This is a genomic window from Rhodococcus sp. MurmanLake-1 (genome assembly GCF_056945715.1).
In genome coordinates, this window is record NZ_JBWZNF010000001.1 from 1,076,500 (window position 1) to 1,091,513 (window position 15,014).

The 15,014-nt window shown below is 62.7% G+C and carries 15 protein-coding genes; 12 read left to right on the forward strand and 3 right to left on the reverse strand.

Features of this window, described 5'->3' with window-relative positions; translation table 11 throughout:
* Positions 1-57 precede the first annotated feature (57 nt).
* Positions 58-1,362 (reverse strand): HNH endonuclease signature motif containing protein, encoded by a 1,305-nt coding sequence (locus AC2ETI_RS04960; protein ID WP_483633621.1) that lies wholly within the window; start codon positions 1,360-1,362, stop codon positions 58-60.
* Between the two features lie 63 nt (positions 1,363-1,425).
* On the reverse strand, positions 1,426-3,123 hold the full coding sequence (locus AC2ETI_RS04965) for an MFS transporter (protein ID WP_019747749.1): 1,698 nt from the start codon (positions 3,121-3,123) through the stop codon (positions 1,426-1,428).
* A 150-nt stretch (positions 3,124-3,273) separates the two neighbouring features.
* Between AC2ETI_RS04965 and AC2ETI_RS04970 the strand changes: the two genes are divergently transcribed.
* The 9 genes from AC2ETI_RS04970 (at position 3,274) to AC2ETI_RS05010 (ending at position 12,220) form a co-directional block, all read left to right on the forward strand.
* Positions 3,274-4,767 carry a condensation domain-containing protein gene (locus AC2ETI_RS04970; RefSeq protein WP_483633622.1) on the forward strand — a complete coding sequence of 498 codons (1,494 nt, stop codon included), beginning with the start codon at positions 3,274-3,276 and terminating at the stop codon, positions 4,765-4,767.
* The gene (locus AC2ETI_RS04975) at positions 4,767-6,230 is read left to right on the forward strand and encodes a condensation domain-containing protein (RefSeq protein ID WP_483633623.1); all 1,464 of its coding nucleotides are present in this window, start codon (positions 4,767-4,769) and stop codon (positions 6,228-6,230) included. Before AC2ETI_RS04970 ends, AC2ETI_RS04975 begins: the two co-directional genes overlap by 1 nt.
* Before the next feature lie 118 nt (positions 6,231-6,348).
* The gene (locus AC2ETI_RS04980) at positions 6,349-7,254 is read left to right on the forward strand and encodes a sulfurtransferase (protein ID WP_019747746.1); all 906 of its coding nucleotides are present in this window, start codon (positions 6,349-6,351) and stop codon (positions 7,252-7,254) included.
* The gene (locus tag AC2ETI_RS04985; protein ID WP_019747745.1) at positions 7,251-7,667 is read left to right on the forward strand and encodes a SufE family protein; all 417 of its coding nucleotides are present in this window, start codon (positions 7,251-7,253) and stop codon (positions 7,665-7,667) included. The genes AC2ETI_RS04980 and AC2ETI_RS04985 overlap by 4 nt, the downstream gene beginning before the upstream one ends.
* 6 nt (positions 7,668-7,673) lie before the next feature.
* Positions 7,674-9,074, forward strand: a complete 1,401-nt coding sequence (locus AC2ETI_RS04990; RefSeq protein WP_113683014.1) for a condensation domain-containing protein — start codon at positions 7,674-7,676, stop codon at positions 9,072-9,074.
* A gap of 138 nt (positions 9,075-9,212) precedes the next feature.
* Complete coding sequence (locus tag AC2ETI_RS04995) at positions 9,213-11,009, forward strand: acetyl/propionyl/methylcrotonyl-CoA carboxylase subunit alpha (RefSeq protein WP_019747743.1); 1,797 nt, start codon at positions 9,213-9,215, stop codon at positions 11,007-11,009.
* Between the two features lie 76 nt (positions 11,010-11,085).
* Positions 11,086-11,511 carry a DUF1707 SHOCT-like domain-containing protein gene (locus AC2ETI_RS05000; protein WP_020907074.1) on the forward strand — a complete coding sequence of 142 codons (426 nt, stop codon included), beginning with the start codon at positions 11,086-11,088 and terminating at the stop codon, positions 11,509-11,511.
* Entirely contained in the window at positions 11,511-11,861 is a 351-nt protein-coding gene (locus AC2ETI_RS05005) for a hypothetical protein (RefSeq protein WP_003940792.1), read from the forward strand. The genes AC2ETI_RS05000 and AC2ETI_RS05005 overlap by 1 nt, the downstream gene beginning before the upstream one ends.
* Complete coding sequence (locus AC2ETI_RS05010) at positions 11,858-12,220, forward strand: VanZ family protein (protein WP_113683015.1); 363 nt, start codon at positions 11,858-11,860, stop codon at positions 12,218-12,220. Before AC2ETI_RS05005 ends, AC2ETI_RS05010 begins: the two co-directional genes overlap by 4 nt.
* Here AC2ETI_RS05010 and AC2ETI_RS05015 read toward each other — a convergent pair whose 3' ends face one another.
* The gene (locus AC2ETI_RS05015) at positions 12,221-13,021 is read right to left on the reverse strand and encodes a tyrosine-protein phosphatase (RefSeq protein ID WP_483633624.1); all 801 of its coding nucleotides are present in this window, start codon (positions 13,019-13,021) and stop codon (positions 12,221-12,223) included.
* A 116-nt stretch (positions 13,022-13,137) separates the two neighbouring features.
* Between AC2ETI_RS05015 and uraD the strand changes: the two genes are divergently transcribed.
* From uraD to pucL, 3 genes are all read left to right on the forward strand, one after another.
* The gene (gene uraD, locus AC2ETI_RS05020) at positions 13,138-13,656 is read left to right on the forward strand and encodes a 2-oxo-4-hydroxy-4-carboxy-5-ureidoimidazoline decarboxylase (RefSeq protein WP_113683016.1); all 519 of its coding nucleotides are present in this window, start codon (positions 13,138-13,140) and stop codon (positions 13,654-13,656) included.
* Complete coding sequence (uraH, locus tag AC2ETI_RS05025) at positions 13,653-13,982, forward strand: hydroxyisourate hydrolase (protein WP_113683017.1); 330 nt, start codon at positions 13,653-13,655, stop codon at positions 13,980-13,982. Before uraD ends, uraH begins: the two co-directional genes overlap by 4 nt.
* 64 nt (positions 13,983-14,046) lie before the next feature.
* Positions 14,047-14,964 carry a factor-independent urate hydroxylase gene (pucL, locus tag AC2ETI_RS05030; RefSeq protein ID WP_024487453.1) on the forward strand — a complete coding sequence of 306 codons (918 nt, stop codon included), beginning with the start codon at positions 14,047-14,049 and terminating at the stop codon, positions 14,962-14,964.
* The last annotated feature ends 50 nt before the right edge of the window (positions 14,965-15,014 follow it).

Below are 15,014 nucleotides of genomic sequence, written 5' to 3' on the forward strand. Positions count from 1 at the left end.
GGGTTCATGCCGATGCGAAGCTGGTCGTTTTTGTTGTCGCCGAAGAGGCTTGATCCCTCAGGTTTTGAATGTGGTGTTCGCGGGCCGCGGGTGCTGCCGCGGATCGATCGAGGGCGGCGGGATGAACCACGGTTTGTTGTCGACTCCGATCCGGATTTCCCATTTCCCGACGAACCTGGATTTGCGGTGCATCAGCCGGTGATGCGAACGGCACAGCAGGACAAGGTTGCTCATCACCGTCGGCCCGCCGTTGGCCCAGTGCCGAATATGGTGCGCATCCGTCCAGGCCGGTACACACGTGCAGCCGGGGAACGCGCAGCCTTTGTCTCGGGCGATCAACGCCACTCGCTGTTCGGCGGACACCAACCGTTTCCCGGGTTTCGCATCGAGCGGCGCCCCGTGGTCGTCGAGCAGCACGGTGGACAGGAAACAGTCGCAGCCGAGAAGCCTGGTCTGCGAGACCGAGAGTGGTCCGAGCCAGGGCATGTGCCCGACATCGAGATCCGATACAGCCGCTCCACCACCATCGGGCGAGGGTGCGGCGGCGCAGTCGCGGTGCTCGGCGAGGTCGCGGGCGTTGATGTGCACGTTCACGTGCGGGCGTTGACCACCGTCGGTGCCGGTTTTGGCGCAGTCCAGGTAGCGGCGGATCAGTTCGGTGAACCCGTCCGCCGTCCGTTTCGCTGCGGACCGAGAATCCGGGGTTCCATCGGGTGCCGGGGTGGGCATCGTCAGATTCGACAGGGCGGAGAGCAGCATTTCGCCGGTGAGAGCGTCGAAATCCCCGCGCACCACCACCCGACCATTCAACGTCGACGCGATCCGCAACTCGTTCCGATCCACATCCTCGGCGGGCGGAATCTCATCGGACTCGAACACTCGCTCCAAGGTCGCGATCACGTTCCGCACCTTCGTCGTCGTCGCCTCCACCCCCGACGCGGCAGCCAACAACAAATCGACACAGCGAGGGAGCGCTTCCTCCGGCATGCCCTTCGGTGGTGATTCGCAGAACGCCACGATCAACACGGCATGATCGAAGGAGCAGTCCCCGACATCGAACCGGGCAGTCACCGCCGGAAACGGGCGTAGCGCTGCACCGAGGGCGGCGATCTTCTTTCCGTCCCGGATTTGCAGCATCGTGTTCGCCGCCAACCAGCACCCCACCCCGCGGCTGGCAATTACCTGATCATCGGGACGCATCGAGAGTTCGTCCACCACGGCCACTCGAACAGCCTCGAGACGAAGAATCTCCACACTCGCCGACACCGCAGCAGCACTCAACTCAGAAGCCGTCAACCGCCACAGTCGTCCGCGCAACCCCACTGCAGAACCGGACACCACATCCGACAACAGCACGCTCATTGAATCCCCCGATCCCCTACTCAGGAGAATACTCGAACACCCGTTCGAGTCAAGGGTATTTTTTCAGACTGGGGAATTGACCCGCGGCAGGGCAGTCGAGGCCAATCCGATGCCGAGCGCAATTGCTGCGATGATCGCGAGCACGCGGCGTTGGGCTTCGAGAAACGCTTCGCCAGCCGCCGCGCGAGTAGATGCGTACGCGGCATCAACTGCCACTTGAACGGATTGGCCCCCGGCGCCGGCAGTTCCTTCGCGGCGACATTCCGGCGCCACCTCCATCGGCGTTCCGGATGCCAATTGACTTGTCGCGCAATCGACAAATGCCTTTTCGGCGATGTCGACCAGGCCGGGATTCACGCCGGCAGCTTCAAGATTCGCAACGTACTCGGGCCGCTCCCCCTGCACTGCTTGCGGAGCTTGGCCCGCGACGAGCGAGAAGAACACCACTCCGATCAAGGCCAGTCCGATCGAGCTGCCAACCTGCTGAACGGTCGGTAGCAGCCCCGACACCGAACCCGCGTGCGCGGGTTCGACCGTCGCGAGGATCGCGGTCTGCAGTGGCGCCACGAACAGTCCGAGCCCTGCGCCCCCGAGGAGGAGAGGACCGGCGAGCGCGAGCCAGCGTGGATCAGTTCCTTCGTGTTCGAGGATGACCGACAACGCGATCAGCGAGCCGGCAAAGACGACCATGCCCAAGATCAGAACGCGGTTTCCAAGCATCCGGTACACCGCGGATGAGAGAACCGCAGCCACGCCCATGCCGACGGCCCACGGGAGCGTCATCACGCCCGCTCGCAATGCGGAGAACCCGAACCCGAACTGAAGCGTGAGACTGATGGTGAAGATCAACGAAGTCAGGGTTCCGAAGAATACGAACGCAAGAACCGCGCCGATCGCGAAGGCTCGGTCGCGGAAAAGCTCCAGACGAAGGACCGGATCGCCGCCTCGTTTCGCCAGACGCGATTCGTAGAGCACAAACGCCAATGCCACCGGCACCGACATCGCGAGCATGACAACAAGACCTGTGGGCCATCCACGCGCCCTTCCCTCGGCCAGGGGAAGGATCAGCAGGAACAGCGCCAGCGATGACAGTGCGGCGCCGATGAGGTCCAGTGAGCGCACATGCTCAGCGCGAGCATCGACGAGATGGAAATACCCGAGAATCAAGGCGGCGATGCCGATCGGAATGTTGACGAAGAAGATCAGGCGCCAGCCCCAGTCGAAGAGATTCCACTCGATCAGCAGCCCGCCGATCAGAGGCCCACTGACCGTTGCGAGCCCGATGGTCGCACCGTAGATCCCGAACACTCGCGGATGCCTGGCCTTCGGAAACAGACCCGAGATGATGGCAAACGTCTGGGCGGACATCGAACCGGCCGCCAACCCTTGCAAACCCCGGAAGACGATCAACATCGTCGCGCTCTGAGCGAGCCCGCACAGCAACGAGGCCGCGACGAATACGAACAGGGCGGTCAGAAAAACAACCCTACGACCGAACAGGTCCCCCAACCTGGCCGCGGTGATCAACGAACACGCAAAAGCCAGGATGTACACGCTGACCATGAGCAACTGCGCCGATACGCCTGCTTGAAGATCGACGGCGATACTCGGAAGCGCGACGTTGACGATCGTCGCGTCGAGCAACTGCATGAACGCCGCCGCCAGACTCGTCGCCAACCCGAGCCAGGGCGTCAGAGAACCAGCTCGCCGTCCGCCCTTGTGGTCGGCGCCGACAGCGTCACCTAAAGGGTCCGGAAGCACCGAATTATCCTAATCGAACAGGACGCTTCTAGAACCTGTTCTTGTTTAGATTGTAGTATTTCGGACAATTCAGTCCCCCAGATGGGATAGTTCGTCGTCTGCCCATTTTCAGAGCAGGCTTCTCGACGACACACGCAGGAGTTCTACTCGATGGATCTGAACTTGATCACCCATTGGCACCCGCTTCCTGGACGGGTAATCGAATGGGGCGTCACGCATGCTTCCGCTCAACGAGCCGCCGAAGCCGAGATCGACCGAGAACTACCCCCGACCACGATGCAGGATCGCCACCTGCGACGCGCCCGCGTCACCGCAGAGAAGGGCGATCCGCAGTCTCCGTGGATCGGTATCGCCTTCGATTTCGCAGGAACACTCGACCGCGACGCCATGACGCGAGCCCTGCAGCGCTACGTCCGTCGCCACGACACGCTGCACAGCTGGTTCTCCTTCGACGAAGCAACCACCGACGCTGCGGACACCGCGTTCGAGGTCCGTCGACACGTGGTGCCGGTCGAGAGCATCGAACTCGAGTACGGCGTCGGCGACGACGTCTCCGAATCCGAGGCGATCCGCGCACTCGTCGCAACCAAGTTCGCAACGGAAACCAGTGCCCTTCAGTGGCCGGCCTTCGTGTTCGGCGCCGTCGAGCACCACCATGCCGACCTCGAAGCCGATCCGAGCTTCACCCTGTTCCACGCAGTCGACCACGCCCATTCGGACATGAACTCGATGGTGCTGATGTACGCGGAATTGCGTCAGCTCTACGCCGCGGAAACGACCGGGTCACATCCCGAACTAGGCCCCGCGGGAAGTTACGCACAGTTCGGTCGCGTCGAACGCGAGCGAACAACCGAACTGACTATGCAGTCCCCCGAAGTGCACCAGTGGCTCGGTTACCTCATGCGCAGCGGCGGCTCGTTCCCCGGATTTCCGCTCCCGCTCGGGGCGGAAGACGCGCCCAAACCGGCTATCGGTTCACGCTTCGACCTGGCCGACGACAATGAGTGCGAAAGGTTCGGTGCGGTCTGTAAAGCCAACGGCGCCAACTTCATCGGTGGAATATTCACCGCCCTCGCGATTGCGGAATTCGAACTGGCCGGACGCGACAAGTACATCGCCCTCTCGCCGGTCAGCACACGAACCGAGGCCGACTCGTTTGCACAGGGCTGGTACATCAACCTGATCCCGGTCGGCATCGACGTCGACGACAAGCGACGCTTCACCGAGTTGGCAAAGCTCGGGCAGCAGGGGTACCACGACGGCAAGGCACTCCTCGATGTCTCTGTGCAGCAAGTCATCGATCTGGTTCTGTCGAGCTTGGCCGAGTCGGATTCCGCACCCGGCGGATTGTCGAAGACGCTCACCCCACCGCCGATCGTCTCGTACATCGACGGCCGCCGCATGCCGGATCCATACAGTTACGCCGAGACGAAGGCAACGGGAATCGTCGGCGGCAAAGAGACGCAGATCGCGTCGATGTGGATCAACCGGATGCACACCGGCACCTGGATCGCCGTGTCCCACCCTGACACCCCCATTGCCCACGAATCGGCCACCCGCTTCGCCGAGCACGTCTCCAAGATCATCAAAACTGTTGCAGCTCAGGGCGACTACTCGTTCTCGGCACCAGAGGGAGCATCCTGATGCATGTCACCTCGATCGATCGATACGGACTCGAGCCCGGAATCGTCACCGAATGGTCGCTCCAGCCCGCGGACGGCGCCGTCACCGAGTCGGAAGTACCACCGTCGTACAACCAACATTTCCATCTCGAGACTGCGCGAACACACGGCATGGGCCGGAGTGTGTGGATGGCAGCCGCATTCGACCTTCCCGGAGAACTGAATCGGCCCGCACTCGATCTCGCGCTGCGCCTGTTCATCAGTCGCCATGACACTCTGCACACAGGATTCGAGGTGGGCGAGTTCACCACCACCCGAATGGGACTCGATCCCGACGGCACACACATCGAGACTTCGGAACCTGTGAAGTTCGATTCTACCGAAGACCTCCGAGCGCACCTCAAGAAGCGATTCACGACGGTATGCGATCCACTGACCTTCCCCGCCTACACGTTTGCCACGGTCGAACGCGAAGAGCACTACACGGTCCTGAGCGCCTTCGATCACACACTCGTCGACGGCTACTCGTTGGTCATCGCTCTCGGGGAACTGCGACAGATCTACGAGGGACTGATCGCCATACCCGAACTGACCGACCACGAGGCCGTCGACGCAGTGATGAGCCGACTGGGTGACCCGGGAAGTTTCGTGCGGTACTGCGAACTGGAGGCCGACGCTCTGCTTCCCGTCGACAACGACCCTCGAATCCGAGAGTGGGCAAGGTTCTACGAGATTTGTGGTGGCACATCGCCGAGTTTCCCCTTGGATCTCGGCGTCGAGGCAGGAAAGCCCGCGCCTCAGGGCGCCGATGTGCGCGTGCTGCTCGACGAGGAACTGACCGCGACGTTCGACGAGATCTGCCTATCCGCCGGCGGCAGCGTGTTCACCGGAATCCTCACTGCGATGGGACTTTCCGTCCACTCGTTCACCGGACAGGCGACGCTTCCACTGCAATTCCCGCTGCACATCCGCAAAGATCCACGCTGGGCCGACGCCATCGGCTGGCTCACCACGAGCGCGCCGATCACGGTCCAGATCACTCCCGATGCGGATTTCGGTGCATCCCTTGCACATACGCACGCGTCGTTCCGAGTTGCGTTGACGCTCGAGGGCGTCACCATGGCCCAGGTTCGAGATGCTTTGGGCGACAAGATTCGACGCACGCACACTGACGTCTTCATGGTGTCGTACATCGATTACCGCAAACTACCCGGCACCGACGATCATGATCTCCTCAACGCTCATCACATCAGCAATGTGACTGTCGCCGACGATGCCCAGTTCTGGATTTCGCGAACGAACCGTGGTCTCTCGCTGCGTTCGCGCTTCCCGGACACCGACACGGCAAACGAAACCATGGTGAATTTCCTCACCGATCTCGACCGGATTCTGAGGGAAGTCTGCGCCCGGGGCGTGACGCCGATCGGAAGTGTCACCGAACAATTGAGAGATTCGAGCGTCGGGGCAGGAACACCGAGGATTTAGTGTCGACAACGGGTACGAGCAGGCAGAACCTGCTTCCGGGCGTCTCCCCTTGCGCGCAGCGCATAGAATCGATCAAGTCCGTGTTCGAACCGAACGATTCGTCTTCAGGAGTACGCCCGTGCCCGTTGCCCCCGATCCCTCAACCGCGTTTGCCGAGTTCGCGCATCCCGACCGGTTGGTCTCGACGGAATGGCTCTCGGCGAATCTCGGTACGCCGGGCCTCAAGGTCGTCGAATCCGATGAAGACGTGTTGTTGTACGACGTCGGCCACATTCCCGGCGCAGTGAAGATCGACTGGCATCTCGACCTCAACGATCCGGTCACCCGCGATTACATCGACGGTGCGAAGTTCGCAGAGTTGATGAACCGCAAGGGCATCAGCCGCGACGACACCGTCGTCATCTACGGCGACAAGAGCAACTGGTGGGCCGCCTACGCACTCTGGGTCTTCACTCTGTTCGGCCACGAGGACGTCCGTCTTCTCGACGGTGGCCGCGATGCGTGGATCGCCGAGAACCGTGACACCGCATTCGACGTTCCCGACATCACGTCAACGGATTACCCGGTCGTCAAGCGCAACGACGCTCCCATCCGCGCATTCAAGGACGACGTACTCGCACACTTGGGCGACGGGCCGCTCATCGACGTGCGATCTCCGCAGGAGTACACCGGCGAGCGCACCCACATGCCCGACTACCCCGAAGAGGGTGCGTTGCGCGGTGGACACATTCCCAGCGCTCTCAGCATCCCGTGGGCGAAGGCAGCGGCACCGGACAGCCGCTTCCGCACCCGCACCGAACTCGGCGAGATCTACGGCGGTCTGTCGGCCGACGACAACATCGTCGCGTACTGCCGCATCGGTGAGCGTTCCAGCCACACCTGGTTCGTGTTGACCCATCTTCTCGGCTACCCGAACGTTCGTAACTACGACGGTTCCTGGACAGAGTGGGGCAATGCAGTGCGCGTCCCGATCGTCCAGGGCGAAGAGCCCGGCGCAGTTCCTTCCTCCGTATCGGCGTCATGAGCACTCTTCCTTCGGCTCTGGCCGAGATCGTCGACGACTTCGCAGCCGTCGGCGCCTCGGACAAGCTCACCCTTCTTCTCGAGTTCAGCCGAGAGCTACCGCCGTTGCCGGCGGAGCTCGAGCAGAGCGCGATGGAGCCGGTCCCCGAATGTCAGTCGCCGCTGTTCCTCTCGGTCGACGATTCGGATCGCGACAACGTCCGCCTGTACTTCAGCGCGCCCCCCGAGGCTCCCACTACGCGTGGTTTCGCATCGATCCTCGCGCAGGGGCTCGACGGTCACAGCGCGGACGAGATCCTCGGTGTACCCGACGACTTCTATTCGGCGCTCGGTCTCGCAGAAGCTGTGAGCCCGCTCCGTCTGCGCGGAATGTCGGCCATGCTCGCGCGCATCAAGCGGCACTTGCGGGGCTGAAAAAACATGGAGTTCACCGAACTGGCCGACTATGCGATTCCGGCCGGCGCACTCGTCGAATGGTTGCCGTGCGCAACCGGGCCATGGGTTCCGGATCCGCGGCCCGTCTCCTACATTCACGAGGCACATCTCAACCGTTCCGCTGCAGGTGCGGGCGACAAGTCTTGGCTGGGAACAGCTTTCGAGATTTCCGGCCCGCTCGACGTCGATGCGTTCCGAGTCGCCCTCGGCCGCTGGATCGACCGTCATGAAGTTCTGCGCTCGCATACCGTCCTCGAGCCCTCGAGTGGCGAGATCACCCGGCACACCGTCCCGATCGGCGGAATCGACATCGGGGTCGTCAGCCACGGCTACGATGCGTCCAGCCAGGACAACTTCGACCACCTTCACCGCCTGTTCGACGATTACGCGTCCCCGCACAGTTGGCCGTCGTACGTCTTCGCGACGTTGACGCCCCGCGGTGGCGACGGTCCGTTCACCGTGTTCTTCGCGGCGGACCACTCGATCATCGACGGTTTCTCGATCGTGCTGGTCGCTCACGAGATCGCAGCGCTGTACCGCGAGGCCTCGACCGGCAGCGCTGCAAATCTGTTCCCGGTGGGCAGCTACGTCGATTTCGGTGCCGTCGAACGCGAGCAGATGGCCGACATGGAAGCCGAGAAGGCTGCGGTGGAGATCTGGCGTAAGGCTCTCGGAACGGACGGGTTACCCCAGTTCCCGCTACCGATCGGTGAACGCGGAACCGATTCTCAGAACGGCCTGTCGACCTGGCTACTCGACGCCGAGCAGTCCAAGGCCTTCAGTTCGACGTGTGCAGCAGCCGGCGTGGGTTATTTCGCCGGACTACTCGGCGGACTTGCGGCCGTAGGTCGCGAAGTCGCGGGATCCGATCAATTCGAGGTCGTGACGCCGGTTCACACCCGCAGCGCTCAGGAGTGGGCGGGTGCGCTCGGCTGGTTCGTCGGACTGTGCCCGGTCGAGTTCGCCGTTGGATCGGACTGTTCGTTCGTCGACCTCGCGACACGCGCCGCCGAATCGATCGCTTCGGTCAAGCCTGCCGCCGCGGTCCCGTTCGATCGGATCGGTGAGCACCTCGAAACCCCGATTCGACCGCGATTCGTGGTGTCCTACATGGACGTTCGCTTTGTACCCGAGGCCGCACAGTGGCCCGAATGGAACGCCAGAGCACTTCGAAGCAAGGCATACACGCACGACGTCTACATCTGGATCAACCGCACACCCCAAGGCCTCAATCTCGCAGTCAGGTATCCAGGCAACGAGACGGCGAACGCCGCGGTTCACGCCTACGTGGCCACACTGCGCCGGACCGTCGAAGAAATCGTCGCCGAACCGGACACCGGCACCTCCGGCAGCTACTCATCGGTAGTTTTCGAAACCGTTTCCTAAGCCGGAGTGGGCTTTAGCGATCCGGTTACAGCCAGCGCCGAAGCGATGCATACACTCCGAAGTGATGCCAATCCCCCGATGGTGAAATCCCAGAGGAATACACCGCGGAGACAGACTATGCGAACCACAGGAGGCTCAGTGCCCAGTCATGCCAGCGCGCACATTACGAAGGTGCTTGTCGCGAACCGCGGTGAAATCGCGGTACGGGTCATCCGGGCGGCCAAGGATGCCGGCTACGGCAGCGTTGCCGTTTACGCCGAGCCCGACGCAGAAGCGCAGTTCGTGAAGCTCGCAGACGAGGCATTTGCCCTCGGCGGACAGACGTCCGCCGAGTCCTACCTCGTGTTCGACAAGATCCTCGATGCCGCCAAGAAGTCCGGCGCCGACGCCATCCACCCCGGCTACGGCTTCCTCTCCGAGAACGCCGACTTCGCCCAGGCCGTCATCGACGCGAACCTCATCTGGATCGGTCCGTCACCGCAGTCCATCCGCGACCTCGGCGACAAGGTCACCGCTCGCCACATCGCAGAACGCGCGAAGGCTCCGATGGCTGCCGGCACCAAGGACCCCGTCAAGGGCGCAGACGAGGTCGTCGCATTCGCCAAGGAATACGGCGTACCGGTTGCGATCAAGGCTGCCTTCGGCGGCGGTGGACGCGGCATGAAGGTCGCCCAGACCATCGAGGAAATCCCCGAGCTGTTCGAGTCTGCCACCCGTGAGGCCATCGCAGCCTTCGGTCGCGGCGAGTGCTTCGTCGAGCAGTACCTGGACAAGGCCCGCCACGTCGAGGCTCAGGTCATCGCCGACCAGCACGGCAACGTCGTCGTCGCCGGTACCCGCGACTGCTCACTGCAGCGTCGCTTCCAGAAGCTCGTCGAAGAGGCTCCGGCTCCGTTCCTGACGGACGACCAGCGCGCACGCATCCACGCGTCCGCCAAGGCCATCTGCAAGGAAGCCGGCTACTACGGCGCCGGAACGGTCGAGTACCTGGTTCAGGGCGACACCATCTCCTTCCTCGAGGTCAACACCCGCCTGCAGGTCGAGCACCCCGTCACGGAAGAGACCGCGGGCATCGACCTGGTGCGTCAGCAGTTCCTCATCGCCAACGGCGAAGAACTCTCCATCAAGGAAGATCCCACCCCGCGTGGACACTCCTTCGAGTTCCGCATCAACGGTGAAGACGCCGGCCGCGGCTTCATGCCCGCCCCCGGCCCGGTCTCCGTCTACCGTGAGCCCACGGGCCCCGGCGTCCGCGTCGATTCCGGTGTCGTCGCCGGCGACGTCATCGGCGGACAGTTCGACTCCATGCTCGCCAAGCTCATCGTCACCGGCGCCACCCGCGAAGAAGCCCTCCAGCGGGCATCGCGCGCTCTGGCCGAGTTCGAGATCGACGGCCTCGCGACCGTCCTCCCGTTCCACCGCCACATCGTCGAGAACCCGGCATTCGTCGGTGACGGCGAGAAGTTCGACATCTACACCAAGTGGATCGAAACCGACTGGGAAAACACCATCGAGCCGTACGCCGGTTCCGGTGCACCGGTCGACGACGAGGACGAGGCTCTGCCGCGTCAGAACGTCGTCGTCGAGGTCGGTGGACGTCGCGTCGAGGTTTCCCTCCCGGGCCAGTTCTCGCTCGGCAACGGCGGCGGCGCAGCATCCGGTGCCATCCGCAAGAAGCCGAAGGCACGCAAGCGCGGCGGCGCCGGCGGCGGCGCAGCATCCGGTGACGCCGTCACCGCTCCGATGCAGGGCACCGTCGTCAAGGTCGCAGTGACCGAAGGCCAGGAAGTCGCAGAAGGCGACCTGATCGCGGTTCTCGAAGCCATGAAGATGGAAAACCCCGTCAACGCGCACAAGGCCGGTGTCGTCACCGGACTGTCCGTCGAGCCGGGTGCAGCAATCACGCAGGGAACGGTTCTCGCAGAACTGAAGTAAGGCCTCCGGCCCAGTGCGCCTTTCCGGTAGTCCCCACTACCGGAAAGGCGCACAGTCGTTTGAGTAGGCTGTAACGATGGCTGACGTCCCCGACATTCGCATCGGCACTGCAGAACGCGAGCAGGCACTCGATCTCCTGAGCGAGCACTTCGCCGCAGGCCGCCTCACCGTCACGGAGTTCGACGAGAGAAGCGGAATCGTCAGTGCCGCAACAACTCGCAGTGAACTCGTTCCGGTGTTCGCCGATCTACCGGGCAACTATCAAGCTCCAGGCACCGCTCCCCTGTCGATGGTGACACCTCCCGCCGCACCGGCGGAGCGACGATTCAACCCCGACTGGTCCGGACGCGTCATGGCCGTCATCCCGATTCTCGCGGTGATCCTGTTCTTCGTCACCGGTACCTGGTTGTGGTTCCTCGCGATTCCCCTCGCCGGCGCACTGCTGTTCGGTACCGACAGGGAACGCAAAGCCAAGCGTCGCCGCGAGCGGGACTCCGACTGATGGAGCCGATCGAGATCAACGCAGGCGGATGGTATCTGCGAGCACTGCGCGCAGACGAGCGTGTGGACGACCGCCCTGCCCTTGCCGACGGCGGTATCACCGACCCCGATTACGTGAGTCAGCGGAGCGCTCAGTGGCACGAAAACAGCGTCTACTCCTGGGCCGTGTGCCAGCCCAACACCGGTGAGCTTCTCGCCGAGGTCGTTCTGACGCCTCTCGACTCCACCGCCCTGCTGACCGGCTGGGCCCGCGACGGGCACACCGAGGCGCTCACGACAGCCGCCGACGCCGTCACCAGGTTCGCCGAAGGTGCACTCGGACTCGTCGTCGTCGAGGGGCAGACGAATTGAAGAACAACCGATACTGGCCGCTGGCGATCGCCGTGGTCATTGCCCTGATCATGCTCTTCTCCCCGGGCTCCACCGTCCCGTCGAGCCCGGAGAACACCGACAAGATCACTCACACGTTGATGTTCGCGGTGCTGGCGATCACCTCGTTGCACGCCCGGATCCCGGCGTGGATCACCGCGGTGTGGCTCGTGATTTTTGCTGCGACTTCCGAGGTTCTTCAAGCAGCGCTGCCCATTTCGCGTTCCGGTTCGATCTGGGACGGCACCGCCGACCTGCTCGGCATCGCCATCGGGATCGGTATCGTCAGCCTCGTGATGCGGCGTCGAAGGGCCCGCGACGACGAGCCGAGCAGGTCCTGATCAGCTGAGCAGGTTGCTCCGCAATTGTTCCTGGGTCGACGCGTCGATCTTCAGGCCGTCGGTGAAGTAGGCCTCGATCGATCCGTGGACCTGCGCGAGCTCTGCCATCGACGCCTCCAGGTACTCGCGCCTGACACCGAGGACACCTTCGAGCAGGGTCGGATCGATACCCTTGGCCTCGAATCGCTCGAGGAGCGGCGCGAACATCGGCAACAGAACCTTGTTGGTTTCGAGGTAGTCCGCGAAGACCGCGTCCTCGGAGGCACCCAGGAACAGCAGTAGCGCGGCTGCGGCCCAGCCCGTGCGGTCCTTGCCCGTGGTGCAGTGAATGAGTGCCGGCGAGCTGGGCGGCTGCGCCAAGTCGACGAACAGTTGCCGGTACGACGCGACGGCACTCGGCAAGGTCACGAAATCGCGGTAACTTCCCTGAAAGTACTCGAGCGCCTGGCCGCCGCCCAACGCTTCGGCAGCCAACGCCGGGTCGGCGATCATCTGCTGCATCTGAGCCGGAATGGCGCGATACTGCTTGTCCGCCAATACGTCCAGGCCGAGTTCTCGTATTCCGTCCGGCGTCAGATCCGGCGCCGTCTCGCGTTCGGACTCGGTGCGCAGGTCGTAGATCGTGACGATGCCCAGATCGGCGAGGGTCTGTGCGCCCTCCGCACTGAGCGATGCCAGATCGGTGGAACGAAACACACTCCCGGTGCGGACGGTGCCACCGAAGCTCGATTCGGGTCCACCGATGTCTCGGAGGTTCGCCAGGGACGGTACGACGGAAGACAGCTTCGGAGTATCGGTCATACCTAAGAATGTATCTGTCACCGGAAAAGGGCGGCCGGAGAAATAAGATCGAGACACATCATCTCCCGTAATTGCTGCGCTACAGATCCGTAACATGCTCAAGTAATCCTGTGGACATGCCTACAACGAATTCCAGTGGTCTCGGAGCCTTCGATGCGCTCGGTGACCACCAGGCAGTCGCGGCGCTGCTCGAGTGTTGCCATTCCGCCGTGTGGGCACAGGAAATCGCCGCGTCTCGCCCGTTCACCGATCTGGAAGCTCTGTTCGACAAAGCAGATGCGGTGCTGGCCGAGCTTCCCGAGTCCGAGATCGACGACGCTCTGTCCGGCCACCCACGAATCGGTGAGCGAAGCGAAAGCGCGGCCTCGACCCGTGAACAGTCGGAAGTCTCGTCCGCGACAGAAGACGTCCTCGCGGAACTTCGACAGAAGAACGCCGAGTACGAAGAGACATTCGGCCATGTTTACCTGGTCTGCGCGTCGGGGAAATCTGGAACGGAGCTCCTCGACATCCTTCGAGGCCGTCTCCGAAACGACCCGGCGACCGAGCGTTCCGTGCTTCGAACCGAATTGGCCGCCATCAATCGAATCAGGCTTGCCCGTCTGATCGATTCACTCGCCGGAGGCGCAGCATGAGCAAGACCCTGAGCACGCACGTTCTCGACGCGACGACGGGCATTCCCGCGGCGGGGATTCGCGTCGAACTTCGTGATCGAGACGGCGTCACGATCACCAGTGCCGAGACCGACTCCGACGGCCGCATCCCCGAACTTGCTCCCGGTGGTCTGGTCACCGGTCACTACACCCTGACTTTCGACACGGGAACGTATTTCGAGACCAACGGACAAGAGAACTTCTACCCGGAAGTGACAGTGACCTTCCGGGTGGACGACACGACGCGGGGCTATCACGTCCCACTGTTGCTGTCGCCCTTTGCTTATTCCACCTATCGCGGGAGCTGAACACGTGACTACCGAAAACATCACAACCGGCAACATCACGACCGGTGTTACAAGCACCGACCGGTTGAGCGGATCCATCGAACTTACCGGTCACCAGTACGGCAAAGCTGAGAACAGGGTAGTCCGAATCTACCGCGACACTCCTCGTCACGAGATCCACGACATCAACGTCTCCACCTGCCTGCGTGGAGATTTCGCCGACGCGTACCTCACCGGCGATCAGTCGAAGGTTCTGCCGACCGACACGCAGAAACAAACGGCCTATTCCTACGCCAAGGAAAAGGGTCTGATCTCGATCGAGACGTACGGACTCGAACTCGCCCGTCATTTCGTCGACGACATCGAACCGGTCAGTGGCGCGCGGATCGAGATCGAGGAATACGCTTGGGAGCGTGCGATTGTCGACGGCAGCGAGCACGACTACACCTGGATTCGGAAGGGTCAGGAAGTTCGGACGGCGTCGATCACGATCTCCGATACTGGGACAGCCGATGCCGGGACGTGGGTGATCGGCGGTTTGAAGGACCTGGTGATCCTCAAATCGACCGGAAGTGAGTTCTCGGGTTTCCTCGAAGATCCGTACACGATCCTCGAGCCGACAGACGACCGCGTCATGGCGACGACGTTGGTCGCCCAGTGGCGATTCGTCACCACCGACGTCGACTGGGAATCGGTCTACGTGGGTATCAAGGCACAAATCGTCAAACAGTTCGCGCAGGTGCATTCACTTGCCTTGCAGCAGACGCTCTTCCACATCGGCAAAGCAATTCTCGAAGAGTTTCCGATCATTGCCGAGGTTCGACTGTCGGCACCCAACAAGCATCATTTCGAATATGCACTCGGCCGCTTCGGAGTCGAGAACGACAACGAGGTGTTCCACGCCGCCGATCGTCCGTACGGGCTGATCCAAGCTGCGGTCAGCCGATCCGACGCACCAGACGCGGGGCCGTCGTGGACACCCTATTCAGGCTGGTTGTCGTGACCGACCCGGCCCTCGGGACCACTCTCGTCGTCGCCAATGCCCATGTGGTC

What these genes read in the sequence shown, in the direction of transcription:
- AC2ETI_RS04960 (WP_483633621.1), bottom strand. Translation starts at nt 1,362, where the DNA reads ATGAGCGTGCTGTTGTCGGATGTGGTGTCCGGTTCTGCAGTGGGGTTG.
- AC2ETI_RS04970 (WP_483633622.1), top strand. Translation starts at nt 3,274, where the DNA reads ATGGATCTGAACTTGATCACCCATTGGCACCCGCTTCCTGGACGGGTA.
- AC2ETI_RS04975 (WP_483633623.1), top strand. Translation starts at nt 4,767, where the DNA reads ATGCATGTCACCTCGATCGATCGATACGGACTCGAGCCCGGAATCGTC.
- AC2ETI_RS04985 (WP_019747745.1), top strand. Translation starts at nt 7,251, where the DNA reads ATGAGCACTCTTCCTTCGGCTCTGGCCGAGATCGTCGACGACTTCGCA.
- AC2ETI_RS04990 (WP_113683014.1), top strand. Translation starts at nt 7,674, where the DNA reads ATGGAGTTCACCGAACTGGCCGACTATGCGATTCCGGCCGGCGCACTC.
- AC2ETI_RS05000 (WP_020907074.1), top strand. Translation starts at nt 11,086, where the DNA reads ATGGCTGACGTCCCCGACATTCGCATCGGCACTGCAGAACGCGAGCAG.
- AC2ETI_RS05005 (WP_003940792.1), top strand. Translation starts at nt 11,511, where the DNA reads ATGGAGCCGATCGAGATCAACGCAGGCGGATGGTATCTGCGAGCACTG.
- AC2ETI_RS05015 (WP_483633624.1), bottom strand. Translation starts at nt 13,021, where the DNA reads ATGACCGATACTCCGAAGCTGTCTTCCGTCGTACCGTCCCTGGCGAAC.
- uraD (WP_113683016.1), top strand. Translation starts at nt 13,138, where the DNA reads ATGCCTACAACGAATTCCAGTGGTCTCGGAGCCTTCGATGCGCTCGGT.
- uraH (WP_113683017.1), top strand. Translation starts at nt 13,653, where the DNA reads ATGAGCAAGACCCTGAGCACGCACGTTCTCGACGCGACGACGGGCATT.